25 protein-coding genes are annotated in these 22,516 nt (G+C 69.7%); 2 read left to right on the top strand and 23 right to left on the bottom strand.

Annotation, left to right across the window (positions count from 1 at the left end):
• Positions 1 to 36 precede the first annotated feature (36 nt).
• The 22 genes from LCM32_RS21305 to fabD all read right to left on the bottom strand — a co-directional run bounded on the left by LCM32_RS21305 (position 37) and on the right by fabD (position 19,513).
• Positions 37 to 3,939, bottom strand: coding sequence for a glycoside hydrolase/phage tail family protein (locus LCM32_RS21305; protein ID WP_224823101.1), 3,903 nt, complete (start codon positions 3,937 to 3,939; stop codon positions 37 to 39).
• Positions 3,940 to 3,942: 3 nt separating this feature from the next.
• A complete protein-coding gene (locus LCM32_RS21300) occupies positions 3,943 to 4,383 on the bottom strand; it encodes an NlpC/P60 family protein (protein ID WP_224823100.1) in 441 nt (146 codons plus the stop codon).
• Positions 4,380 to 5,264 (bottom strand): DUF2163 domain-containing protein, encoded by an 885-nt coding sequence (locus tag LCM32_RS21295; RefSeq protein ID WP_224823099.1) that lies wholly within the window; start codon positions 5,262 to 5,264, stop codon positions 4,380 to 4,382. Before LCM32_RS21295 ends, LCM32_RS21300 begins: the two co-directional genes overlap by 4 nt.
• Positions 5,264 to 5,896: a DUF2460 domain-containing protein gene (locus tag LCM32_RS21290; protein ID WP_224823098.1), complete on the bottom strand. Its 633-nt coding sequence runs from the start codon at positions 5,894 to 5,896 to the stop codon at positions 5,264 to 5,266. Before LCM32_RS21290 ends, LCM32_RS21295 begins: the two co-directional genes overlap by 1 nt.
• A gap of 9 nt (positions 5,897 to 5,905) precedes the next feature.
• On the bottom strand, positions 5,906 to 6,562 hold the full coding sequence (locus LCM32_RS21285) for a phage tail tape measure protein (protein ID WP_224823097.1): 657 nt from the start codon (positions 6,560 to 6,562) through the stop codon (positions 5,906 to 5,908).
• Positions 6,552 to 6,752, bottom strand: coding sequence for a rcc01693 family protein (locus LCM32_RS21280; RefSeq protein WP_222490473.1), 201 nt, complete (start codon positions 6,750 to 6,752; stop codon positions 6,552 to 6,554). The genes LCM32_RS21285 and LCM32_RS21280 overlap by 11 nt, the downstream gene beginning before the upstream one ends.
• Positions 6,739 to 7,071, bottom strand: coding sequence for a gene transfer agent family protein (locus LCM32_RS21275; protein ID WP_224823096.1), 333 nt, complete (start codon positions 7,069 to 7,071; stop codon positions 6,739 to 6,741). Before LCM32_RS21275 ends, LCM32_RS21280 begins: the two co-directional genes overlap by 14 nt.
• A complete protein-coding gene (locus LCM32_RS21270) occupies positions 7,071 to 7,484 on the bottom strand; it encodes a phage major tail protein, TP901-1 family (RefSeq protein WP_224823095.1) in 414 nt (137 codons plus the stop codon). The genes LCM32_RS21275 and LCM32_RS21270 overlap by 1 nt, the downstream gene beginning before the upstream one ends.
• 64 nt (positions 7,485 to 7,548) lie before the next feature.
• On the bottom strand, positions 7,549 to 7,959 hold the full coding sequence (locus tag LCM32_RS21265; RefSeq protein WP_224823094.1) for a DUF3168 domain-containing protein: 411 nt from the start codon (positions 7,957 to 7,959) through the stop codon (positions 7,549 to 7,551).
• On the bottom strand, positions 7,956 to 8,294 hold the full coding sequence (locus tag LCM32_RS21260; protein WP_224823093.1) for a head-tail adaptor protein: 339 nt from the start codon (positions 8,292 to 8,294) through the stop codon (positions 7,956 to 7,958). Before LCM32_RS21260 ends, LCM32_RS21265 begins: the two co-directional genes overlap by 4 nt.
• The gene (locus LCM32_RS21255; protein WP_224823092.1) at positions 8,291 to 8,887 is read right to left on the bottom strand and encodes a head-tail connector protein; all 597 of its coding nucleotides are present in this window, start codon (positions 8,885 to 8,887) and stop codon (positions 8,291 to 8,293) included. The genes LCM32_RS21260 and LCM32_RS21255 overlap by 4 nt, the downstream gene beginning before the upstream one ends.
• Positions 8,888 to 9,031: 144 nt before the next feature.
• Entirely contained in the window at positions 9,032 to 10,228 is a 1,197-nt protein-coding gene (locus LCM32_RS21250; protein ID WP_224823091.1) for a phage major capsid protein, read from the bottom strand.
• 24 nt (positions 10,229 to 10,252) lie between these two features.
• Positions 10,253 to 10,804, bottom strand: a complete 552-nt coding sequence (locus tag LCM32_RS21245) for an HK97 family phage prohead protease (RefSeq protein ID WP_412070704.1) — start codon at positions 10,802 to 10,804, stop codon at positions 10,253 to 10,255.
• A gap of 78 nt (positions 10,805 to 10,882) precedes the next feature.
• Positions 10,883 to 11,113: a hypothetical protein gene (locus LCM32_RS21240; protein ID WP_224823089.1), complete on the bottom strand. Its 231-nt coding sequence runs from the start codon at positions 11,111 to 11,113 to the stop codon at positions 10,883 to 10,885.
• Positions 11,106 to 12,281 carry a phage portal protein gene (locus LCM32_RS21235; RefSeq protein WP_224823088.1) on the bottom strand — a complete coding sequence of 392 codons (1,176 nt, stop codon included), beginning with the start codon at positions 12,279 to 12,281 and terminating at the stop codon, positions 11,106 to 11,108. Before LCM32_RS21235 ends, LCM32_RS21240 begins: the two co-directional genes overlap by 8 nt.
• A 198-nt stretch (positions 12,282 to 12,479) precedes the next feature.
• Positions 12,480 to 13,739, bottom strand: coding sequence for a DNA-packaging protein (locus LCM32_RS21230; protein WP_224823087.1), 1,260 nt, complete (start codon positions 13,737 to 13,739; stop codon positions 12,480 to 12,482).
• 19 nt (positions 13,740 to 13,758) lie between these two features.
• Entirely contained in the window at positions 13,759 to 14,094 is a 336-nt protein-coding gene (locus tag LCM32_RS21225; protein WP_224823086.1) for a hypothetical protein, read from the bottom strand.
• 178 nt (positions 14,095 to 14,272) lie between these two features.
• Complete coding sequence (mltG, locus tag LCM32_RS21220) at positions 14,273 to 15,439, bottom strand: endolytic transglycosylase MltG (RefSeq protein WP_224823085.1); 1,167 nt, start codon at positions 15,437 to 15,439, stop codon at positions 14,273 to 14,275.
• Positions 15,439 to 16,698, bottom strand: a complete 1,260-nt coding sequence (gene fabF, locus LCM32_RS21215; RefSeq protein ID WP_224823084.1) for a beta-ketoacyl-ACP synthase II — start codon at positions 16,696 to 16,698, stop codon at positions 15,439 to 15,441. Before fabF ends, mltG begins: the two co-directional genes overlap by 1 nt.
• A gap of 293 nt (positions 16,699 to 16,991) precedes the next feature.
• On the bottom strand, positions 16,992 to 17,225 hold the full coding sequence (locus LCM32_RS21210) for an acyl carrier protein (protein WP_224823083.1): 234 nt from the start codon (positions 17,223 to 17,225) through the stop codon (positions 16,992 to 16,994).
• A gap of 416 nt (positions 17,226 to 17,641) precedes the next feature.
• Complete coding sequence (fabG, locus tag LCM32_RS21205; protein ID WP_224823082.1) at positions 17,642 to 18,379, bottom strand: 3-oxoacyl-ACP reductase FabG; 738 nt, start codon at positions 18,377 to 18,379, stop codon at positions 17,642 to 17,644.
• 192 nt (positions 18,380 to 18,571) lie between these two features.
• Entirely contained in the window at positions 18,572 to 19,513 is a 942-nt protein-coding gene (gene fabD / locus LCM32_RS21200) for an ACP S-malonyltransferase (RefSeq protein ID WP_224823081.1), read from the bottom strand.
• Between the two features lie 161 nt (positions 19,514 to 19,674).
• Between fabD and LCM32_RS21195 the strand changes: the two genes are divergently transcribed.
• Positions 19,675 to 20,901, top strand: coding sequence for a cytochrome b/b6 domain-containing protein (locus tag LCM32_RS21195; protein ID WP_224823080.1), 1,227 nt, complete (start codon positions 19,675 to 19,677; stop codon positions 20,899 to 20,901).
• A gap of 165 nt (positions 20,902 to 21,066) precedes the next feature.
• Positions 21,067 to 21,657 carry a histidine phosphatase family protein gene (locus tag LCM32_RS21190; RefSeq protein ID WP_224823079.1) on the top strand — a complete coding sequence of 197 codons (591 nt, stop codon included), beginning with the start codon at positions 21,067 to 21,069 and terminating at the stop codon, positions 21,655 to 21,657.
• Between the two features lie 168 nt (positions 21,658 to 21,825).
• Here the strand turns inward: LCM32_RS21190 and LCM32_RS21185 are convergent, their stop codons facing one another.
• Positions 21,826 to 22,425 (bottom strand): YceI family protein, encoded by a 600-nt coding sequence (locus LCM32_RS21185; RefSeq protein ID WP_224823078.1) that lies wholly within the window; start codon positions 22,423 to 22,425, stop codon positions 21,826 to 21,828.
• Positions 22,426 to 22,516: the final 91 nt, after the last annotated feature.

The raw sequence follows: 22,516 nt of genomic DNA, 5'->3' as shown, positions 1-22,516 counted from the left end.
ATCACATCCGCTGATCGACCGGCCCGGCCTGCGGGGTCACACCGCGAAGACCAACCGCGCCACCGCACCGGCCCCGAAACTGGCCGAGATCTGCGCCACTTCCAGCTCCGCCAGCCCGCTCAACCCGTCAGCCGCCCGGGCCGCTGCGTCATAGGTCCAGGCGGGCGTGGCCGTGATGGCCTCGCGCCGGACCACGCCGCCCTGCACCACGCGGACAAGGTAGCTCTCGCTCTCCTCGCCCAAGGGCACCTCGATCCCCTCCCAGCTGTCGCCGTCGATCCGCGTCCGGCGCACCCAGCCGAAGGCGAGATCGCCCGCCGTCTCGGCCACGCTCAGGTGACAGGGCGCATAGGGCCGCAGCCCGATCCCGTCGAAGGCCCATGTCTCGTGCCGGTAGGAAGGGTCGGACACCGCCCGCTGCGCCGGCCCGATCCGGTAGTGCCGCGCCATCCGCCGCTGCCCGAGGGCAAGGTCGATCTGCTCGGCCGCGCCGTTCATCAGCACGACGTAGGACCCCTCCGGCCAGGCCTCGGGCATCGCCGCGTCGGTGCCGAACTGTCCGCGCAGCAGGTGCGACAGCAGGTAGGTATTCTCGCCCGTCAGGACGGCGTCGCGAAACTGGAACAGCTCCCAGCCCCCCGGCGTGCCGTCCCCGATCGCCATCAGGTTGCCGCCCGACAGGAGCGCCGCATCGCTGATCGAGGACAGCCCGCCAGAGGTCAGCCGCACCGAAAGCCCCGCGCCCCGGTCGATCCGCCCCACCGGCCCGGCGCCAAGCGCCGTCTGCGCCACCCCGACCGTCGCCCGCAGGGACAGCGTGCGGTTCAGCGCATAATCGCTGTCCTGATCCGAGGCATAGAGCGCCACCGACCCGGGCCAGGGCACCGAGGTCACCGCCAGATGCGGCGCATGGGGCACCTCCTCGCCGCGCATCAGCGGCAGGTCGAGGAAGAGCGGGAAGACCGGTACCGGCGGCACGAACTGCGACAGCGCCACGCTGTCCTCGTCCATGTCCACGGGGCGATAGGTCTCGGGCTCGATCCGCACCGCCTCGGCCAGAAGCGCGCCCGCCCGCTCCACCCGGTCAAGCCGGAAGAGCCCCCGCGCGCCCACCTGCAACACGTCCCCCGGGCCGAGGTCGCCCCGCGAGGGCGGCAGGGCCAGCCGCAGGCTGTCGCGCGCCAGCCGCGCCTCGCTCAGCCAGCGTTCCGCCACCTGCCGGCCAAGGCCGCGGCTCAGCACCATCGGAAGCTCCGAGGCCGAGACCGCGCCGGTGTCCTCGCCCGGCAGCACCGCCTCCTCCGCGATCACGGCGTAATCGGCCTCGCCCTGCAGGAAACGCACCCGCACCCGGCCGGTCAGCTCCGCCTCCGGCGCGCGGGTCTCCTCCAGCGTGCCCTCGATCTCGGGGTGCAGCGCCAGGGCCTCTTCCGTCACCTCTGCATCTACGCGGCCATCGCGCATCCGGAACACCAGCTGCCCCTCGCGCTCCACCGCGTCGAAGCCAAAGCGCAGCATCAGCGGCTGCAGCGCCGTCCGCCCCGGCATCACCCGGTCCTCGACATAGCCCGCGACATAGCCGTGCAGCCCGCTGACGTCATAGTCCGCCACTCCCGCGCCTTCGCAGATCTCGGCCACGACCGAGGCCAGATCGCGCCCGGCCGCGCGGCCCGTGATCCAATGCCCGCGGGCGTAGTTCTCGCCATCCGCCCAGGTGTCGAGCGCGGCCGGGAAAAACGGAAACGGCCGCGCGTCCCAGGCCCAGACATAGGCGTGATCCATGTCCAGCATCGGCCCGCCATAGACCTCGGACTGCGGGTTATTCGCGCCCCAGTGCGACAGCACCGCCGTCAGGTACTGCATCTGGATCAGGTCATCGCGCCGCCCGGTCGAATGGCGCGGCAGCGCGCTTTCCGAGGATTTCGGGTCGAGGAACTTGTTCGGCTCGTTGGTGCCCTTGTCCACGGCGGCACAGCCCAGCTCGGTGAAGCGCACCGGCTTCATCCCCGGCTGCCAGCCTGTCGGGATCGCCTGCCGCTCCCCATCGATCCGCTCGTAGTGCAGATTTTCCCACCAGCCGCGAATGTCCTTGGTGCGATAGACCCAATGCTCGCCATGGGCCCCGTCCTCGATCGGGGTGCGGATCTGCGCGGCCTCGGCCTCGGGGGAGTGGTAATACCAGTCGTAGTACTGGCCGCCCTCGACCCCGCTGCGCAGGTAGTCGAGGTCATAGATCGTGCCCCAGCCCGTATCGAGGTGATCCTCGCCCTCGCGCCAGTCGGACAGCGGCAGGTAGTTGTCGATCCCGATGAAGTCGATCTCCGGGTCGGCCCACAGCGGATCGAGGTGGAACCGCACATCGCCCGAGCCGTCCTGCGGGTGGTGGCCGAAATACTCCGACCAATCCGCGGCATAGGAGATTTTGCACCCGGGCCCCAGCAGCGCGCGCACCTCGCCCGCCAGCTGCCGCAGGGCCTGCACCGCCGGATAGCCCGCCGCTCCCCGCACCGTGGTCAGGCCGACCATCTCCGATCCGATGCAGAAGCTCTCGACCCCGCCCGCCGCCGCGCAGAGCGCCGCGTAGTGCAGGACGAAGCGGCGATAGCGCCATTCCTCAGGGCCGGAATAGCTCACTTCGCCATCGCCCACGGTGAAATCACTCGCCGATGCCGTGCCGAAGAATTCCGACACCTCCACATCCGCCACCGCGGTGCCGTCGCTGCTGCCCGGCTGGCCCGGGGCCGCCGCCAGCGTGATCCGTCCGCGCCACGGCAGCACCGGCTGATCCGTTGCCCCGGTATGGGGATCGCTCAGCCCGTTCTCGGCGGCCTGGGTCATCAGGATGAAGGGATAGAACATCACCTCCTGCCCGCGCGCCGTCATCTCGCGGATCGCCTCGACCACGGCCGCGTCGGCGGGCGTGCCGCCATAGACGGGCCGGTCCTCCACGTCGCGCGGCACCAGCCCCGCGGCGGCACGCGCAACGCCTGCAACCTGCCACGGCATCCCCGTGCCGTCCTGCTCCCCCTGCTCGGCCCGGGGCCGCAGCTCGCAGGCGCTCATGCGCAGGTCGTCGCCGAACCAGCTCACCACCAGCGAGACCGCACCGCAGTTCGGCAGGCTCGCCTCCAACTGGTCCAGCGAAGAGGAGAAGTCGCTCTTGCCGGCGGGCGAGTTCACATTCGCCATCCGCACCTGCCCCGCGCCCAGATCGAAGCTCACCGGCGTCGTGGCCAGCGTGTATTCCCCCGTCCCCGGCATCATCGCCACGGCCCTGACCGCGCGCGGCGGCACATCCCCGGCCCCGGGCAGGGCCGCCGGCGCGGGCCGCATCACCTCGAAGGAGAACTGCGGCACCCGGTTGCCATAGGGCGCAAGGTCGAGTTCCTCGATCACCACGTAGGCCGTGCCGCGATAGGCGGGCACCAGCCCCGCACCCTCCACGGCCTCCATCTTAGGATCGGGCTGCTGATCCGCGCCACCGCGATAGACCCGGAGGGTCAGGTCATCGCGCGCGATCTCGCCGCCGTCGGCCCAGATCCGGCCCACGCCGGAAATCTCCCCCTCGCAGAGCGCGATCGCAAGGCTCACCGAATAGCTGTGCCGCTCCACCGTGGGTCGCGCGGGCGCGCCCTTGCCGCCGCCGCTGGTGGTGACTGTTTCGGTAAAGCGCGAGGCCCAGATCACCTGCCCCGCCACCCGCATCCGGCCATGCAGCCGCGCCACAGGTTCGCCCTCGCCTGCGCCGGTCAGGCGGAACCGGTCGATCCGCCCGCTCTCGATCACGTCGGAACCGCGCCCCATCAGCGACTGGTCGATGACCCGCCCAACGGTCGCGCCCACGAAGCGGCCCGCCACCGCCGCCGACAGCCCCAGAACCGAGCCCCCGAGGGAACCGCCGACCGCCGCACCGACGGCAGAAAGAAGGATCGTCGCCATGTCTCAGCTCCTCTCGGGAAAGGCAAATCGCGCCACGATGCGCCGCGCCCAGGGGGCGCTCAGCGGGCTTTCCACGACCGCGTGGCCTGAATAGGCGTGGATGAACGTGGGCCGTGCGCCCACCTCCGCCGCCAGCCCCAGATGCTTGGCCACCGCGCCCTCCCGCATCCGGAACAGCAGCACGTCGCCCGGGGCGGCCTGCCCGGTCACGTGCAGATGCCGCCGCGCCGCGCGCCACAGCGCCTCGTCGCCCTGCGGCTCGGACCAGTCGCGGCTGTAGGCGGGCACCGCTTCCGGCTCCGCCCCCAGCACCTCGCGCCAGACCCCGCGCAGCAGGCCGAGGCAATCGGTCCCCGCCCCCCGAACCGAGGCCTGATGCAGGTAGGGCGTGCCGATCCAGCCCCGCGCCGCGCGCACCACCTCGTCGCCGATCACGCCGCTCATCTCCGGCTCCCGCCCGAGATCTCGCCGCTGCGCACCGGCTGCACCATCACCCAGTCCTCGCCGGGGATGTCCGGGAAGCCCTGGAAGTTCAGACCGTTGTCGAACTTCAACCGACAGGTCTCGAACCGCTTGTCACAGCCCGCCTCCAGCCGCAGGAGGTCGCCCGGCGCGATCTCGGCCCGCAGCGGCGTCCACAGCTCGACCCGTCGCACGCCGTCGATCACCCGGTCGCGCTTCACGCTGCCGCGCAGCCCGGCACCCGCGCCGCTCTGCACCACCAGTTGGCCGCGGGTGAACCACCCCGGCTCGAACCCGTTCAGCGCGGCGAAGTCGAACCGCACGTTCTCCACCACGCCTTCCGCCGCCAGTTCCGTGGCATAGCCCGGCGCGTCCAGATCGACGCCACAGGCCGCATCCCCCAGAACCGCCCCGCAGGGCCGCTGGTAGACCCGCCCGCGTTCGACGTTCAACGCCTCGGTCAGCCCGCGCAGCTCTGCCCTAAAGGCCCCGCCCGCGCGGCGGATCTCGCCCATGGTGCCGCGAAAGATCAGCTGCCGCTGCGCCACCTCGGCCCAGTTCACCAGCCAGCAGCGCAGCGTGGCGCCGTCGAACCACCCGGCCTCGATATCCGCCTCGGTCAGCGCGCCGCCGGTCAGTGCCCCGATGGCCTCGGAATTGTCCACCGACAGCCCGGTGCCCTGCGTCAGGGCAAGCGCGCTCAGCCCGCTGTCTGCTCGGAACACCAAGTCATCAAAGGACAAATCCCGGTCATGATCGGTGAACCCCAGCACGACACCATCGCGCCGCACCACGCTCCACGCATGGCACAGCGTGGTCGCCCCGCTTTCCAGATGCGCCTTCAGCCCAGCATGAAACCCCATCAGACCCGCAGCTCCACAACCGGCACATTGGGCACGTCCCCGGCCCGGAACGAGGCGACGGAGACCTGCACCCGGTCGGTGTCGAAACGCACCGGCACGTCGAACTCGAACCCGGCCGAAACCGCGGCGCCCTCTGCCGGGACCTCCGCCAGCGTGACCAGCCCGGTCGCCGTGTCGATCTCGTAGTGCACGCCCTCCTGCAACTCGTCGCCCGCCACGCCCACGCGCACCGTGCCCGCCACCGGCTTGGTGATCTCCCGCACGTGGCTCTGCAGGCCCGAGCGATAGATCTTCACCAGCTGGAACACCCGCCCCACGCCGTCACCCCGCGCGATCTCCTGATCGTCATAGGCCACCGCCGCGCTCGGCAGGCAGGACTTGTAGTCCGCCCAGTCCTTCCAGCGAAACCCGTGCAGCTGCCCCTGACGCGCCTCGAAGAAGCCGATCAGCGCCTCCACATCGTCGAGCGAGCGCATCGCCACCCCCGCGTCATAGCGGCGGCGCGACTGCGCCCAGGGGCTGTTGCGCTCCTCGAAGCCATTGGCCAGCGTCACGATCTCCGTGCGCCGCTCCGGCCCGCCGGTAGAGCCGAAGCTCAGGCTGGCAGGAAATCTCACCTCGTGAAAGCTCATCGCGCCCTCCTAGCGGTTGCGCTGCCCGCGGCTCAGCGCGCGGGACATCTGTGCGGCCACCTGGCTCTGCGACCGGCGGAAGCCCTCCACGTCCGGGGTCTGGATGTGCATCACCACCTGCACCGGGGCACCGCCGTCGCTGCGCACCCCCAGCCGGCCATCGGCGCCGCGGGCCAGCGGCATGATCGCCTCCGGCCCCGCCTCGCCCATCAGCCCGGTGCCGCCCCGCATCGGGAAAAGCGTCGGCCCGCTGACCACGCCGCCCTGCGCAAAGGGCATCACCCGCCCCTGCGCAAAGCCCGCCCCATTGGCAAAGGGCAGCATCCCCTGCACCAGCGCGCCCACGCCCTGCGCCATAAGCCCGCCGAAATGATCGGTCACCGGGCGCACCGCGGCGGAATAGGCCGTGTTCACCATGGACTTCGCCACGGTGGACAGCGCCTCCGACAGTTTCATCCCGTCGAAGACCACGCCATCCAGCGCCCGGCGCAGACCCCGGCTCAGGCCCTTTTCCAGCACCTGCACGTCCTTGCCGGTCTCGGACAGCGCGCCGCGCATCCGCCGCAACTCGCCGTCGAAGGCCGCGGCCATCCCCGCCGCCTGCCCCAGCGAGGCGTCCAGCGCCTCGACCTGCTGGGCCAGGTCCTCGATCCCCTCACTCTCCATCCCGTGTCCTTTCATCCGGATAGGCCGCCAGCAGCGCATCCAGCCGCTGCCGTGCCAGGGGCGCCGCACCGCCCGCCTGCCCCAGCATCAGCCGCAGCTCGGCAGGCGTCAGCGCCCAGAACTCCGCCGGTCGCAGGCCCAATCCCCGCAGCCCGGCCACCATAAGCGCGGGCCAGTCAAACCGGGCCATCGGCCCCGCCCGGCACGGTAAAGGCCCGCGCAAGCAATTCCGCCGCCGCCCGTGCCGCCCCCATGGGGCCGCCCGCGATCTCGGCCTGCGCCAGCTCCTCGGACCGCCCCTGCCAGCCCCCGCCCCTGAGCCCGGCGAGGATCAGCGCCAGCAGGTCGCGCGCGGAAAACCGGCCCGCCTCGAACCGCTCCACCAGCGCCACCAGGCTGTCGTCCCCCAGCCCGGCCTCCAGCTCCGCCAGCGCCCCCAGCGTCAGCTTCAGCCGCCGCGGCGTGCCGTCGATCACCAGCGTGACCTCGCCTGCCCAGGGGTTGCCCATCAGAGCGCCGTGAAGCTCAGCGCCCCGGCCGAGGCCATGGCCATCTCGTAGGTCGCCTCGCCATCATGGGCGCCCGCGTATTCGATCGCCGTCACCTGGAACGCGCCCTCGACCACGCCGAAATCCGGGATGATCACCTGGAACTCCGGCGTCTCACCGTCGAAAAAGATCTGCCGCGTACGCTCGTCGCTGCCTGCGTCCTTGAAAACCCCCGCCCCGCTGATCTGGGCCGAACGCACGCCCGCCCCCGCCAGCAACTCGCGCCAGCCGCCCTGACTTTCCAAGCTGGTCACATCCACGCTCTGCGCGTTGAAGGCGATCCGCGTGGCGCGCAGCCCCGCGATGGTCTCGAACAGGCCGTCGCCGGTCATGTCCACCTTGATCAGAAGATCCTTGCCGTTCTGAGCCGTCATCTCAGTCCCTCCAAAGGGTTGTGCCGCGCCCGCTCCGGCGCGCGCTCCATGTCAGCCATATGTCTCAGGCGTCCTCGACCCGCGCCCGGAAGGTCAGGTCGATCCGCCGCAACTGCTCCGCGCCCTCGCGCTGCGCCTTGGCACGGCGGAAGCCCAGCCAGATCAACGTGCCGCGCTCCAGCGCGGGCATCGGCTGATGCAGGGCATCGCCCACCGCCGCCGCCACGTCCTTGGCCAGCTGGAACCCCGCCGCATCGGTGATCACCGTCACCGTGAAATCGTGCAGCGCCCCCGCACCCGTCTGGTCCGAGGCATCCCGCGCCACCTCGGGCCCGAGGCTCACGTAGGTCGCGGGCACCGTGCCGCTGGGGGGCGCATCGAAGATGTCCGTTCCCACCAGCGCCGCCAGCGCCGCATCTGCCGTCAGCCTCTGGTACACCGCCTTCTGCAAGGCCGACGATACGCCGTAACTCATGCCACCGCCTCCTCGCTTGCAAAGCAGGTCAGGTAGCGCCCCGCCGGATCACGTTCCGCCACCGCGAGGATGCGGTAGACCCGCGCGCCCTCCCGAAACCGCTGCCCCGCCTGCGGCCGCGCCAGATCGCCCTCCGGGGCGCCGCGCACCACGATCCGCCAGCCGACCTGTCCCAGAGGCAGCGCCTCGCCGCCCCGCTCGCGCCCCGCGCCACGGGCCGAGACCTCGGCCCAGACCGTGCCAAGCCCCTGCCAGACCTCGGAAAACCCGCCCGCGCCATCGGCGATCCGCTGCGCTGTCTCCAGCTCCAGCGCCCGGTTCAGCCGGGGCATCATTGCCCCGCTCCCCCGCCAAGCCGCACGACGCGATACCGCTCCAGCAGCGCCGTCACGCCAAAGGGCATGCAGCCCTGCGCCAGGGCCGTCTCGCTGCGGAACTCGTAATAATGCGCGGCCAGCAGCAGCACCGCCTGCGCCAGATCGGCCGGCAGATCGCCCCAGCTTGCGCCGAAACCGGCCGTGAACCGCACCCGCATCGCGCCCCCCGTCGGCACCGAGGGCAGCAGCGCCGCCACCGGGGCCAGCATCGGGCAATGGGCATCCGCCACCAGCCGGAAGAGCGCCGTGTCCAGCACCGTCTCGGCCCCGTCCGCGGCGATCCGCACCACCTCCAGCAGCGCGCTCACCGGCGCCAGCGGCAGCGCCTGCCCCGCCGGATCGCGCCACTCCCGGACCTCCCAGGCGAAATCGCGCGCCAGCAGCGCCTTCGAGGTCCGCCCCTCGATCGCAGCCAGGGCCGCCCGCAGGAACCCCTCCAGCACCGCGTCCTGCACCGTGGTCTCGCTGAACCCGGTCCCCAGCCGCAGATGCGCCTTGAAGGCCTCGATCGGCAAAGCGGCCAGCGGCACCTCGTTCTCTTCGATCAGCATGAAAGCCCCTTTCCCTCACCCCTCCGCGTCCTGCGACGCGTGCCACCCGCGTTGCTCGAACGGAGGGAGCAGCTGGACAACGCCAAACCCGGCGGCACGCGCCGGGACAGGCCGGTCACCCGGCCCGCCCCATCGCCACCCCCGTCAGGAGGCCGCGAATTTCAGCAGCTTGATCGCGGCGAAATCGCTCACGTCGCCGCCCACGCGCTTGGTGGCGTAGAAGAGGACATGGGGCTTGGCGCTGAAGGGATCGCGCAGGATGCGCAGGTCCGGACGCTCCGCCACGGTGTAGCCGGCCGCGAAATCGCCAAAGGCGATGGCATAGGCGTCGGTCGCGATGTCCGGCATGTCCTCGGCGATCAGCACCGGATAGCCCAGCAGACGCGCAGGCTCGCCCGCCGCCAGCCCGTCCGACCACAGGAACCGCCCGTCGAGGTCCTTGATCTTGCGCACCGCGCCCGCGGTCTTGGAGTTCATCACGAAGGTGCCGTTCGCCCGGTACCGCGCGCCAAGCGCATAGACGAGGTCGATCACCGCATCGCCCGGGCTGGACGCGGCAAAGCCCCCGTCTGCGCCCGTGGCCACATAGCCCAGCTTGTCCCAGCTCCAGCTGCCGTTCGCCACGATGGTGTGGGTCAGGAAGCCCGTGGGCTTGTCGCTGCCGTCGCCGGTGACAAAGGCCGCCGCCTCCGCGCGCGAGAACTTGTCGGCGATCCGGCCCGCCAGCCAGCCCTCGATATCGAAGGCGCTGTCATCCAGCAGCCGCTGGCTGATCTTGGGCAGGGCCGAGAGCTCGTAGAGCGGGATCGAGATGCGCTCGATCTGCGGCGTGCCGGTCTCCGCCTGCGAGGTCTCGTCGCCCCAGCCGGAGCCGAGGTCGCTCTGGTCGATCAGCACGTCGTAGGAGGTCGCCTCCACGTTCACCACGTTGGCGATCTGCCGGATCGAGGCCGCCCCGGCGAGGGTCGACCGGATCGTCTCCGAGGTCTCGGGATCGACGAGATAGCCGCCGTCGCCTGAAACGGTGGACATCGCCTTGCCCTCCAGCTCCAGCCCACGCAGGGCGTCATCATCCCCGCTGCGCAGATAGGCTGCAAAGGCCTTCTGATGCGGGGCCTCGGTCTCGGCGGCCGAGGCAAGATAGGGGCGCGCGACGCGCAGGGATTTCCGGTCAAGCTTGGTCATGCGCTCTTCCTGTTGCTGAAATTTCTCATGAACATCGTCGCGGAAGCCTTTGAACTCCCGCATGAATGCCGCGATCGCGGTCGTGGCCTGCCCGGTCGGGGAGCTGTCGGCAGACAGATCTTCCCCGGCCCGAGCCGTCGTCTCGGTTCTCGTCATTTCCCTCTCCCGGTTCCGGGTTGCTCAGGCGTCGCGCAGCGCCGCCATCTCCTCGGCCGCCGCGCCAAAGGCCGCGGCAATCCCGCGCCAGTCGGGGGCGGCGGGCGTCTCGCCCTTGCCCGCGACCCGCGCGCTCGGAAGCATCGGGAAAGTCACCAGCGACACCTCCCAAAGCTCCAGTTCGGTCAGGAGCCTGCCGCCCCCGCTGTCCTTCTGCGCCCGCTTCGTGCGATAGCCGATCGACAGCCCGTCAATCGCCCCCGCCTGCAGCAGCGCCGAGGCCTCGCGGCCCTTCTCGACGCTCTCCAGAATGCGCCCCTTGACCCACAGGCCCGTGGCATCCTCGCGCACCTCGTCCCAGACCCCGATGGGCTGCGCCGGGTCGTGCTGCCAGAGCATCTTCACCCGCCGCCCCTCCCGCGCCAGACCGGCCAGCGAGGCCGCATAGGCCCCTGCCTGCACCACGTCGCCGCCCTGATCCGCCGCGCCGAAGCGCGAGGCATAACCCTCGATCACCGCGCCGTCGGTCACCGTCAGCGCCTCGCCGATGCGGCTGAATTTCCGTTCCAGTTCCATGCGCATCCCCCTCGGCCCGCACCCAAAATTCTTCGAAGAATTTTGAGAAGAATTTTCGAAAATTCTTCTTCCCTCATCTCACGGTAGGCGCTCCATGATCGACTGGGCCGCCTGGCCCAGGATCACGCCCACCACGCCGAACACCGTCAGCCACAGCCGCCGCTCCAGCCGCTCGATCAGCGCCTCCAGCCGGTCGAGCCGCGCGTTCAGCGCCTCGGTCTGCATCCGCGCGACCTGCTCCTGCGCCTCCAGCCGCAGCGCCGGCGCGCAGTCGAAACTCTCGAAGCCATAGCGCCGCGTCTCAGCCATCCAGCGCCACCGGCGGCAGGCCCAGCAGGGCGCGTTTCTCCGGGTCGGACAGGAAGGCGGCCTCGCTCACCCGGCGCCACTGCGCGTCCCGTTCCGCCGACAGCGCGGGCACCTGGTCGAGGTCGGGCTTCAGCTCAAGCCCCTCGCCGGCAAAGCCCGACAGCCATTCGCCCACCGCCGCCGTGACCTTCGCCACCAGCGGCAGGACCGTCAGCCGATAGAAGGCCCGATGCGCCTCCTGGTAATTCGCGTAAGTCGCCTCGCCCGTGATCCCCAGCAGCATCGGCGGCACCCCGAAGGCCAGCGCGATCTCCCGCGCGGCAGCCTCCTTGGTGCGGTGAAATTCCATGTCCGAGGGCGAGAACCCCATGGGCTTCCAGTCCAGCCCGCCCTCCAGCAGCATCGGCCGGCCCGCGTTGCGCGCGCCTTGGTGATGCGCCTCCATCTCGGCCGAGAGCCGGGCGAACTGCTCTGCCGTCATGCTGCCCTGGCCGTCCGCCCCGCGATAGACAATCGCCCCCGAGGGCCGTGCCGCATTGTCGAGCAGCGCCTTGGACCACCGCGAGGCGGCGTTGTGCACGTCCAGCGCCTGCGCCGCCGCCTGCAACGGCGAGAGGCCATAGTGATCGTCCTGCGGGTGGAACATCTTCACGTGACAGACTGGCGACCGGCCCCCCGACACGTCGAAGCGATGCTTGCGCCCGCCGACGCGGTACTCATAGGCGACCGGCCAGCCATCCGCGCCGGGCACCAGCGCCATCCGGTCCGAGCGCAGCACATGCAGCTCCACCGGAACACCCGCCTCGCCCGCCACGGCCTCCAGGTAGCCATTCCCGGTCAGCAGCAGCTGGCCATAGAGCGCCTCGAAGAGCGCGGCCCGCCCCTGCGCCGGGTTCGGCGCCGCGATCAGCCGCAGCACCGGGTGCGCTTCATAGCGCCGCTCCGCATCCTGCAAAACCAGCGGCAGCGCCGCGGCTGCCTCGGCGATCATCTTCACCGCGCGGAAGCCCACCGGGTTGCCCGCGAAACCGGTCCGCGCCAGGCTCGCCGTGTCCCGCGGGCTCCAGGCCACGCGGCCCGACCCGGCCAGTGCCACCACCGGCCCCGCCGCCGAGGCCTTGGCCTCCGGCACCGCGCTGTCCTTGCGGAAATAATCGATCACGCCCATGCGCCCCTCCGGTTGGAAACTGCCCGACGCGGCCTCCCGCGCCTCCCTCCGACCGCTTGCACCGCGGCCTGTGCGAGAGAGAATGCGCAGAAGGCGTTAAGGACGGTTGAGACCGCCGTGCGGTGCCCTGCAACACCTCGGCGCGCCGCCCGCGCCCCTCGCCGGACGGCGCGTCTCAAAGCCCGCTCGACAGGGCCCTCACAGCGAGCGCACCATGGGCTGCTGCCAGCTCTGCGCGGGCAGGATCATCAGCTCATGCAGCGCCCAGACGAGCGCATCCACCCGGTCCGGACTCCCCCGCCCCTGAAAGCCCCCGGTCGTCATGGCGCACATCTGCTCCTCCAGCACGCCCAGCCCCCGCGCGTGGCGCACCCGCCCCTGTTCATAGAGCGCCGCAACCGGCTCGGCCCGGGCCGCCTTGCCACGCCTTGCATGAACCTTGCGCACCGGCACCAGCGGATCGACCTGCCGCAGCACGCTCTCCACCAGGTCGCCACCCTGGTTCACCTCCGCCACCAGCCGCTCGGCCCCGTGGCGGTCCATGGCGGCAATCGCCGCCTGTGCCCATTGCGCCGGGCTCGCCGCCGTGACCGAGGCATCCTCCAGCACGTAGGCGCGCCACTCCGACACCGGGCCGCGCATGGTCACACCCGCCACCACGATCCCGCAGGCGTCCGATCCCGCGTGTCCTGTCACCGGCGGATCGACGGCCACGACGATGCGGTCCATTTCGGGCAGGATATCCACCCGCGCCCGCTCCAGCGCCGCCGTATGCCAGAGCGCGCCCTCCACGTCCTCCAGCAGCACGCCCTCCAGTTCCTGCCGCCCCAGCCGCGTGCCCTCGTAGCGGGCTTTCACCTCGGCCAGGAAGGACGCCGCGAGGTTCGCCGCATTGGCCTCGGTGGGGGCCGAGGTCACCACCGTGCTCGGCATCCGCAGCAGGTCCTTCAGCACGCCCACGTTGCGCGGCGTCGTGGTGACGCAGACCCGCGGATCGTCTCCCAGCCGCAAGCCGAACTGCAGCATGTCCCAAGTCTCGCGGCCCTTCTTCCACTTGGCCAGCTCATCGACCCAGGCGCCATCGAACTGCGGCCCGCGCAGGGCCTCGGGCTCATGGGCAGAGAAGAGCTGCGCTACCGCGCCATTGGGCCAGACCAGCCGCTTGCGGGTCGCCTGCCACTCCGGCACCCGGTCGGGCGGTGAACAGGCCAGCAGACCGCTCTCGCCGAAAACCATCACCTCGCGCACCTGATCCACCGTTTCGCCCACAAGGGCGATGCGCCGGCAGCGCCCCGGATCGCGCGGCCCCGATCCCTCGACCTGCGCGCGCACCCATTCGGCCCCGGCCCGGGTCTTGCCCGCACCGCGCCCGCCCATGATCACCCATGTCCGCCAGTCCCCATCCGGGGGCAGCTGGTGATCCATGGCCCAGAACTCGAACAAAAAAGGGAGAGCCATCAGCTCTCCCTCCGCCAGTTCATTCAGAAACGAGCATTGGACATCCCGCGGCGCGGAGGCGATCCAGGCGGCGCCCGATCGTATCCCGCGCCCCGTCCATGTCGATCTCCCAGTCGCCGCCGCGATACCTCTTTCGTCGTTCATGGAGCTTCTCCTCCGTCTCCAGCGCCAGTTTCAACCACGCCCGTATGTCCGAAAGCGTGCGGGTGGCGTCCCGCACGCTTCCAACGTCGCCTGTACGCACCCGGTCACCGAGCGCCTCAAGATCCGCCTTCATTGCGAGAAGCTGCGCTTCGATCGAGGCCATCACCTCGTCGAGCCGCAGCCCCTCTTCTTCGGAAGGTCTATTCGACATCTGCTCATGCCTTTCTTTTGAGGGACCCCCGCGCAAAGCATGAAAAAACGGCCCTCAGGGTCGCCCCCGGGCCGTTTCACATCATCTCCAGCATGGCACAACCTATACGATAGACCGCGCGCCCTGTCAAGAAATCAAGCCTTGCCAAAGGGTTAAGAAACCCTCCGGCAAGACCTTGTTAGTTACCGCTCGACTGGGTCGCGCGCTCCGCCTCGATCTGCCGCCACTTGGCGACATTGGCGTTATGCTCTTCCAGCGTCCGCGAGAAGGCATGACCACCGGACCCATCCGCCACGAAGAAGCGGAAATCCGTCTCGGGCGGGTTCACGGCCGCCTCGATGCTGGCGGCACCGGGGTTGGCGATCGGCGTCGGCGGCAGGCCCGTGATCACGTAGGTGTTGTAGGGCGTCTCCGCGCGCAGTTCGCTCTGCCGGATACCCCGGCCCAGAACGCCCTCGCCCTTGGTGATGCCATAGATCACGGTCGGGTCCGTCTGCAGGCGCATGCCCTCGCGCAGACGGTTGACGAAGACGCTGGCCACGGTGCCCCGCTCCTCCGGAACGCCGGTTTCCTTCTCGATGATCGAGGCCAGAACCAGCGCCTCTTCGGGCGTGTCAAAGGGCAGATCGGCGGCCCGGCTCTCCCATGCGGCGGCAAGGATCGTCTTCTGACGTTCCTGCATCCGCACCAGCAGGTCGAACCGATCATCGCCCTTGCGGATCTCGTAGCTGAAAGGCGCAAGCGTCCCCTCCGCCGGAACCGCCGACACTTCGCCGGTCATCGGCGAGAAGCGTTTCAGCGAATCCACCACCTGCCAGGAGGTCACACCCTCGGCCACCAGCACGCGGTAGCGCATGCCGCTGTCCTGCATCGCGGTCGCGATCTCGGCGGGCTGCTCGTCCGTGCCGGGCACGAACTCGGCCCGCTCGACATAGGTGGCCGTCGCCGGGTCCAGCTCGCGCAGTTCCACGGTCGAGCGGGTCACACCGATGCGATAGACGATCTCGCTGCCGCAGGTGTTGGCCCCGCCCCTGGTCACGATATCGACGATGGACTCCATCGAGGCCCCCGCCGGCACCAGGAAGCTCCCGGCCTTCAGCGCGTCGGTCTTGTCGGAATAATCCGCCCCGATCCGGAAGATGGCGCCGCTCGACACGGCGCCGCGCTCTTCCAGGTCACGGGACAGCGTGGACATGTTGCCGCCCGAGGGCACCCGGACGCAGATCGCCTCCGCCAGCGGACCGGCATCGGAATATTGCGATTTGCCCCACAGGACGATGCCCCCCAGAAGGAAGCTTGCCACGATCAGCAGGGTCAGGGCGTTGGAGGCGACAGCCTTCCACATCAGCGGACTTTCCCGAACACAAGGCTCGCGTTGGTCCCGCCAAAGCCGAAGCTGTTGGACAGGACGATGTTGATTTCCCGTTCGCGCTTGACGTTCGGCGCGAGGTCCAGCGGCGTGTCCACCGCAGGCGTGTCAAGGTTGATCGTCGGCGGTGCGACCTGATCACGCATCGCGAGGATCGAGAAGATCGCCTCGATCGCGCCCGCAGCCCCCAGCAGGTGGCCGGTGGCGGACTTGGTCGAGGACATCGTCGCCTTGCCGGCGGCATCGCCCAGCAGACGTTCCACCGCGGCCAGTTCGATCACGTCTGCCATGGTCGAGGTGCCATGGGCGTTGATGTAATCCACCTGGTCCGGGGTGATGCCCGCGCGTTTCAGCGCGGCCGTCATCGAGCGGAAGGCGCCGTCGCCATCCTCGGCCGGTGCGGTGATGTGATAGGCATCGCCCGACATCCCGTAGCCCAGGTATTCGCCATAGATCTTGGCGCCCCGTGCCACCGCGTGCTCGTATTCCTCCAGCACGACGATGCCCGCGCCCTCGCCCATGACAAAGCCGTCACGGTCCGCGTCATAGGGGCGGCTGGCCGCCTGCGGGTTGTCCTTGCGCTTGGTGGAGAGCGCCTTGCAGGCGTTGAAGCCCGCGATGCCGATCTCGCTGATCGAGGCCTCGGCCCCGCCCGCGATCATCACGTCCGCGTCGCCCCACTGGATCAGACGGGCCGCGTCGCCGATGGCATGCGCGCCGGTCGAACAGGCAGTCACGACCGAATGGTTCGGGCCCTTGAAGCCGTAGCGGATAGAGACCTGCCCGGAGGTCAGGTTGATCAGTGCGCCGGGGATGAAGAAGGGCGACACCCGCCGGGGGCCGCGTTCCTTGATCAGCACTGCCGTGTCCGCGATGGAGTTCAGGCCACCGATGCCGGAGCCGATGAGCACACCGGTGCGGCAGCGGCTCTCCTCGTCCTCGGGCATCCAGCCGCTGTCCTTCACCGCCTGATCGGCGGCGGCCATGCCGTACAGGATGAAGTCGTCGACCTTGCGGCGTTCCTTCGGCTCCATCCAGTCATCGGCATTGAACGTACCGTCGGTGCCGTCGCCATGCGGCACTTCGCAGGCATAGTCCGTCGCCAGATGGCTCGCATCGAAACGGGTGATCGTCCCCGCCCCCGACTGACCGGCCAGCAGACGTGCCCAGCTTTCCTCGACCCCGCAGGCCAGCGGCGTCACCAGCCCCAGACCCGTTACAACCACACGACGCATGTGTTTGCCCCTTCGCTTCTTGTCGCGACGCTCATACCCCGCCTGCCCCCACAGGGGCAAGAGCGGCCGCCGCCCGTCCAGATCACGCGGAGGTCAGATGGCGGTCCTCCGCCCGCCCCCGCAGCTCAGTCGCGCCGGTTCAGCGCGGTCCGGGCCCTGCCCATGGTGGCCCGTCGTCTTCCCGGCAGTCTTCTTGCCGACAGTCTTCGAAACCGGCCCTTCCAATAGCAAACGGCCCTCGCCCGACAGGGGCAAGGGCCGCTCGGCACCGGAAGGTGCACGAAATCTATCTATCAGACAGCTTCGCTGATGAATTTGACGGCGTCGCCGAAGGTCTGGATCGTCTCGGCGGCGTCATCGGGGATCTCGATCCCGAATTCTTCTTCGAAGGCCATGACCAGCTCGACGGTGTCGAGGCTGTCTGCGCCGAGGTCGTCGATGAACGAAGCGTTCTCGGTCACCTTTTCCTCTTCAACGCCCAGATGCTCGACGACGATCTTCTTCACGCGGTCTGCGACATCGCTCATTTTCATTTCCTCACGTGTGTTAGGCCCTTGAGGCCCGTTTCTTGCCCTCGCCCCCTTGGGGGCCGCGATTTGCTGCCCTTGCGGGCGATTCCGACCCTGCAGGATGCAGGACACCGACCGGCGCAACAGGTCGCCCCCGGCAAAATCTGCGCCGCCTATAGCACATGCGTGAAGAGAGGCAAACGCTTTCGAAACATGGGGGGCACCGCCCCGGCGGCAAGCCTGCCCCCCTTTGCGGGCGGGCGCAAGCGGCTGAAAAGCGGCGCAAAAGAAAACCTGCGCCAAATCCGCCTTCGCCCCGCCGAAAAAGCCGGGGGCGCCCCTTGGAACGCCCCCTGCGCATCCGTCCGGATGCCTGTTGTCCCGGTCGCCCGGTGGGCCGCGGCGGGGCGATTCCCGCCCCGCGGCCAGGGCCGTCAGAGCATCGCCATGCCGCCGTTCACATGCAGCGTGGTGCCCGTGACATAGCCCGCTTCGGGGCTGGCCAGGTAGAGCACCGCCGCCGCGATCTCCTCGGGCTGGCCCATGCGGCCCGCCGGGATCTGCGCGTCGATCTTGGCCTTCTGCTCGTCGTTCAGCTTGTCGGTCATCGCGGTGGCGATGAAGCCCGGCGCCACCGCGTTCGCCGTGATCCCGCGCGAGGCGACCTCGTAGGCGATCGACTTGGTCATGCCCACCATGCCCGCCTTGGCGGCGGCATAGTTCACCTGGCCGGGGTTGCCGGTGGCCCCCACGATGGAGGAGATGTTGATGATCCGGCCCCAGCGCGCCTTCATCATCGGGCGCATCACGCCGCGGCACAGCCGCATGGCCGAAGTCAGGTTCACGTCCAGCACGCTCTGCCAGTCCTCGTCGCTCATCCGCATGAAGATCTGGTCGCGGGTGATGCCCGCGTTGTTCACGAGGATATCGAGCGAACCCATGGCCGCGATGGCGGCCTTCGGCAGCGCCTCGACCGCTTCCGCGTCACCGAGGTTGCAGGGCAGCACATGGGCGCGTTCGCCCAGTTCCGCCGCCAGCTCCTGAAGCGGCGCCTCGCGGGTGCCGGACAGGCCCACCGTGGCCCCCGCCCCGTGCAGCGCCTTGGCAATCGCCCCGCCGATCCCGCCCGAAGCGCCCGTGATCAGCGCCGCCTTACCCGTCAGATCAAACATCTCATGTCTCCCGGTCGAAGGGCCCGCGGCCCCCTGTCTCGTTCCAGGGGGCGCGCCCCCCGATCTCAAAACCGAAGCACGCTCCGGCCCATTTCCCGACCGGTCTCCCGATCATCCACTGTTCTCAAATATCCTGCGGGGGTCCGGGGGCGCAAAGCCCCCGGCGCTCCCCGCGAAGACCGCAGGCCGCGTTCAGCCCTTCAGCGCCTCGACGGCCTTGGCCACGTCCTCGGGCGTGCCGACGGCGGTGCAGGAGATCTCCTTGGCGATCCGCCGCACCATGCCCGACAGCGCCTTGCCCGCGCCGATCTCCCAGATCTCGCCGACACCTTCGCCGGCCATGTAGGCCACGCTCTCGCGCCAGCGGACCGAACCAGTCACCTGCTCCACCAGCAGGGCGCGGATCTCGGCGGGATCGGTCACGGCGGCGGCGCGCACGTTGGCCACCAGCGGCACGGCGGGCGCGTTCAGCGTGACACCGGCGAGGGCCTCGGCCATCACCTCGGCGGCAGGCGCCATCAGCGCGCAGTGGAAGGGGGCGGAGACCGGCAGCATCATGGCGCGTTTCGCGCCCTTTCCCTTGGCGATCTCCACCGCACGTTCCACGGCCGCCTTGTGGCCGGAGACAACGACCTGCCCGGGGTCATTGTCGTTCGCCGCCTGGCAGACCTCGCCCTGTGCGGCCTCCTCGGCCACGGCCTGCGCGGTGGCGAAGTCGAGGCCCAGCAGCGCCGCCATGGCGCCCACGCCTACCGGCACGGCCTCCTGCATGGCGCGGCCGCGGGTGCGCAGCAGGCGCGCCGCATCGGCAATCGACAGGGCGCCAGCGGCGGCCAGTGCGGAATATTCACCCAGCGAATGGCCCGCGACGAAGGCCGCATCGGTGATCTTCACACCCTCGGCCTCCAGCGCACGCATCGCGGCCAGCGAGGTCGCCATCAGCGCGGGCTGCGCGTTCTGGGTCAGGGTCAGGGTCTCGGCCTCGCCCTCCCAGATCAGCGCGGACAGGCTCTCGCCGAGCGCCTCGTCCACTTCGTCGAAGACAGCCCTGGCGGCCGGGTAGGCATCGGCAAGCGCCTTGCCCATCCCGATGGTCTGGGCGCCTTGCCCCGGAAACACGAATGCACGGCTCATGAGCCCCTCCATTTCTGGTTTTGCGGGGGCATACCCTGCCCCTCCCCACGTTGCAACTCTTCGCGCATTCCCGCACAGGCGCCGTGCGGGTGCAGCGATTTCTCTTTCTGCAGGGCAGCATATCTTGGGCCAGCCATATCCTTGCCCGGAGCACCCCGACGATGCCCCTCGCCAATACGACCGACCGCTACGGCGGTGTTGCCAAGACCTTCCACTGGCTGACCGCCTTCCTGATCCTGTGCGCCTTCCCGCTCGGGTTCCTCGGCGCGAACACCTCGCACCAGTTCGCCCAGGCCAGCGGCGCCGAACAGGCCGCCCTGCTGGAGCGCGCCGCCACGATCTTCTCGCTGCACAAGACGCTTGGCGTGCTGGCCTTCCTGACCGCCGCGCTGCGGCTGGTCTGGGCCGTGATCCAGCCCCACCCCGGGCTGCTGCACGGCGACCGCAAGGCCGAGGCGCTGCTCGCCTCCACCGCGCATTGGCTGCTCTATGCCGCCATGCTGCTGACCCCGCTGGCGGGCTGGCTGCACCATTCGGCCACCTCGGGCTTTGCGCCGATCCTCTGGCCCTTCGGTCAGGCCCTGCCCTTCGTGCCGCAGAGCGAGAGCCTCGCCCATCTCTTCGGCGCGGCCCATGAACTGCTGCAATGGGTCCTGCTCGGCACCATCGTGGCCCATGTGGCCGGCGCGCTGAAGCACCACGTCATCGACCGCGACGATACCCTGCGCCGGATGCTGCCCCGCCGCCCGGTGGCCGCCCATGCCTCGGCCCGCCAGCCCGGCCATACGGCGCCCGCGCTTGCCGCCCTTGCGATCCTCGTCGTGGCCTTCGGCGTCGGCGCGGCCAATGGCAGCTTTGCCGCCCGGGGCGTCCCCGAGGGCGAGGTGACCGCCTCTGCCCCGCAGGCCGGGACAGGCAACTGGCAGGTGCAGGAGGGCTCCATCGGCCTGACCGTCGTACAGTTCGGCCAGAGCGTCGGCGGCACGTTCGGCAATTTCACCGCCGACATCACCTTCGATGACACGGTGAGCGAGGGCGAAAGCGGCCATGTCCGTGTCGCCATCCCGATCCCCTCGCTGACCCTTGGCTCGGTCACGCCGCAGGCGCTCGCCGCCGATTACTTCGATGCCGAGGCCCATCCCGAAGCAGTCTACGAAGGCACGCTCTTCACCACCGCCGAGGGCTATGAGGCGCGCGGCACCCTGACCCTCAAGGGCATCGAACAGCCGGTCGATTTCCCCTTCGACCTCACCGTCGAAGGCGATCAAGCCATCATGGCCGCCAGCTTCACGCTGCACCGCAAGGACTTCGGCATCGGCGCGGCTGTGCCCGGCTCCACCGTGGCCGAGGACGTCGAGGTCTCCCTTAACCTCACTGCCACGCGCTGACCTTCAGTCCATCCTGATGCGAAACGCCCCCGCCCCACCGGTGGGGGCGTTTTCGTGTGCGCCTCCCGGTTCATCTGGGCCTTCCGGTTCGTCTGCGCCTTCCGGTTGACCTCGGCGCGGGGCGCGGTCAGCCTGCCGTCATCCCTCGCGCCACAGGAGACCGGGATGCCCCGCATGATCCGCTACCTGACCCACCCGCAGGTCACCGTCGATCCCGCCATCGAGGTGCCCCGCTGGTCCCTCAACGCGACGGGCCGGGCCCGTGTCGCGGCCCTCGCCGCCGCACCCGGGGCGCTGCGTGCCACGACCCGGATCATCAGCAGCGACGAGACGAAGGCGATCGAGACCGCCACCCCGTTGGCCGAGGCCCTGGGCCTGCGGGTCGAGGTGCGCCCGGGCCTGCACGAGAACGACAGAAGCGCCACCGGCTTCCTGCCGCCCGACGCCTTCGAGGCCGTGGCAGATGCCTTCTTTGCCGCCCCCGACACCTCGGTGCGCGGCTGGGAGACGGCTTTTGCCGCGCAGGCCCGCATCCTCGCGGGTGTCACCGCCTGCCTTGCAGAGCCGTCCGAGGGCGATGTGCTCTTCGTCGGGCACGGCGGGGTCGGCACGCTGCTCTATTGTGCGCTCGCAGGGCTGCCCATCGACCGGCAGCACGATCAGGGACCGGGCGGCGGCGGGTGCTGGTTCGGCTTTGCGCCCGGCGGCAGGCCCGCGGCGGGCTGGGAGGCGATGGAGACCCTTTCGGCCCCCTGACCCAGCCCGGCCCGCAAAACGCCCTGCCGGGACCACGCTCCCGCAGCCCGTACAGGGCCACCCCCGGCCCGCGGCCCTTTCACCCGCCGGAGGCGCCCATTCCCCCTCCCAGACACGAAAAAGGCCGCCGGTTGCCCGGCGGCCTTCTCTGTCCCGAAGGAGACAGGATCACTCGGCAGCGGCAGCCGCTTCGAGCGAGATCTCGACCTGCACTTCGTCGCTGACCATCGGCGCGTAGAGTTCAACGCCGAAGTCGGAGCGCAGCAGCGTGGTAGTGGCGTAGAAGCCGAGCGCCGGCGCGTTGGTCATCGGGTTCGGCTGGTCGTTGGTCAGCGTGGTGTCCAGCACGACCGGCTTGGTGATGCCGTTCAGGGTCAGGTCACCGGTGATCAGCGCGGTATTGTCGCCGGTCACTTCGATCGAGGTCGACTTGAAGGTGACGGTCATGTCCTTGCCTTCACCGCCGAAGAAATCGGGCGACATGAAGTGGGCCAGACGCTCGTCCCAGCCGGTGATCATGCTGTCGACGGGGAAGGACACTTCCACGGACGACTCGGCAGGCGCCTCTGCATCGAAGACGATGGCACCGTCGAAGCCGGAGTACATGCCCCAGGTGGTCGAATAGCCGAAGTGGTTGTAGTGGAAGACGAGCTGGCTGTGGCTCGGGTCGAAGGCGTAGTCGACGGGCTCTGCAACGGCCGGTGCGGCAATGGCGAGGCCGGTGATGAGGCCAAGGGCAAGGCCGGTCTTCTGAAGGATCGTGGTCATGTCTGTCCTCGTATCGGTCATGGCGGCCGCCGGAATGGCACCGCCTTCGGGACTAGACATCGCCGCAGCGCGGCACGTTCTCAATTCCACA

Source organism: Pseudooceanicola nanhaiensis, assembly GCF_020171315.1.
In the GTDB taxonomy this organism is placed as follows: Bacteria; Pseudomonadota; Alphaproteobacteria; order Rhodobacterales; family Rhodobacteraceae; genus Pseudooceanicola; species Pseudooceanicola nanhaiensis_A.
This window is presented reverse-complemented; position numbering and strand designations above follow the sequence as displayed.

Coding starts and splice junctions, on each gene's coding strand:
- LCM32_RS21250 (WP_224823091.1), bottom strand. CDS start 10,228: ATGACGAGAACCGAGACGACGGCTCGGGCCGGGGAAGATCTGTCTGCC.
- LCM32_RS21260 (WP_224823093.1), bottom strand. CDS start 8,294: ATGATGCCCCGGCTGAACCGGGCGCTGGAGCTGGAGACAGCGCAGCGG.
- LCM32_RS21195 (WP_224823080.1), top strand. CDS start 19,675: ATGCCCCTCGCCAATACGACCGACCGCTACGGCGGTGTTGCCAAGACC.
- LCM32_RS21190 (WP_224823079.1), top strand. CDS start 21,067: ATGCCCCGCATGATCCGCTACCTGACCCACCCGCAGGTCACCGTCGAT.
- LCM32_RS21285 (WP_224823097.1), bottom strand. CDS start 6,562: ATGGAGAGTGAGGGGATCGAGGACCTGGCCCAGCAGGTCGAGGCGCTG.
- LCM32_RS21275 (WP_224823096.1), bottom strand. CDS start 7,071: ATGGGCAACCCCTGGGCAGGCGAGGTCACGCTGGTGATCGACGGCACG.
- LCM32_RS21265 (WP_224823094.1), bottom strand. CDS start 7,959: ATGAGTTACGGCGTATCGTCGGCCTTGCAGAAGGCGGTGTACCAGAGG.
- LCM32_RS21280 (WP_222490473.1), bottom strand. CDS start 6,752: ATGGCCCGGTTTGACTGGCCCGCGCTTATGGTGGCCGGGCTGCGGGGA.
- mltG (WP_224823085.1), bottom strand. CDS start 15,439: ATGTGGAAGGCTGTCGCCTCCAACGCCCTGACCCTGCTGATCGTGGCA.
- LCM32_RS21235 (WP_224823088.1), bottom strand. CDS start 12,281: ATGGGCGTGATCGATTATTTCCGCAAGGACAGCGCGGTGCCGGAGGCC.
- LCM32_RS21225 (WP_224823086.1), bottom strand. CDS start 14,094: ATGTCGAATAGACCTTCCGAAGAAGAGGGGCTGCGGCTCGACGAGGTG.
- LCM32_RS21255 (WP_224823092.1), bottom strand. CDS start 8,887: ATGCTGATCGAAGAGAACGAGGTGCCGCTGGCCGCTTTGCCGATCGAG.
- LCM32_RS21210 (WP_224823083.1), bottom strand. CDS start 17,225: ATGAGCGATGTCGCAGACCGCGTGAAGAAGATCGTCGTCGAGCATCTG.
- LCM32_RS21305 (WP_224823101.1), bottom strand. CDS start 3,939: ATGGCGACGATCCTTCTTTCTGCCGTCGGTGCGGCGGTCGGCGGTTCC.
- fabF (WP_224823084.1), bottom strand. CDS start 16,698: ATGCGTCGTGTGGTTGTAACGGGTCTGGGGCTGGTGACGCCGCTGGCC.
- LCM32_RS21300 (WP_224823100.1), bottom strand. CDS start 4,383: ATGAGCGGCGTGATCGGCGACGAGGTGGTGCGCGCGGCGCGGGGCTGG.
- LCM32_RS21240 (WP_224823089.1), bottom strand. CDS start 11,113: ATGGCTGAGACGCGGCGCTATGGCTTCGAGAGTTTCGACTGCGCGCCG.
- LCM32_RS21185 (WP_224823078.1), bottom strand. CDS start 22,425: ATGACCACGATCCTTCAGAAGACCGGCCTTGCCCTTGGCCTCATCACC.
- LCM32_RS21230 (WP_224823087.1), bottom strand. CDS start 13,739: ATGGCTCTCCCTTTTTTGTTCGAGTTCTGGGCCATGGATCACCAGCTG.
- LCM32_RS21295 (WP_224823099.1), bottom strand. CDS start 5,264: ATGGGGTTTCATGCTGGGCTGAAGGCGCATCTGGAAAGCGGGGCGACC.
- LCM32_RS21245 (WP_412070704.1), bottom strand. CDS start 10,804: ATGGAACTGGAACGGAAATTCAGCCGCATCGGCGAGGCGCTGACGGTG.
- fabD (WP_224823081.1), bottom strand. CDS start 19,513: ATGAGCCGTGCATTCGTGTTTCCGGGGCAAGGCGCCCAGACCATCGGG.
- fabG (WP_224823082.1), bottom strand. CDS start 18,379: ATGTTTGATCTGACGGGTAAGGCGGCGCTGATCACGGGCGCTTCGGGC.
- LCM32_RS21290 (WP_224823098.1), bottom strand. CDS start 5,896: ATGAGCTTTCACGAGGTGAGATTTCCTGCCAGCCTGAGCTTCGGCTCT.
- LCM32_RS21270 (WP_224823095.1), bottom strand. CDS start 7,484: ATGACGGCTCAGAACGGCAAGGATCTTCTGATCAAGGTGGACATGACC.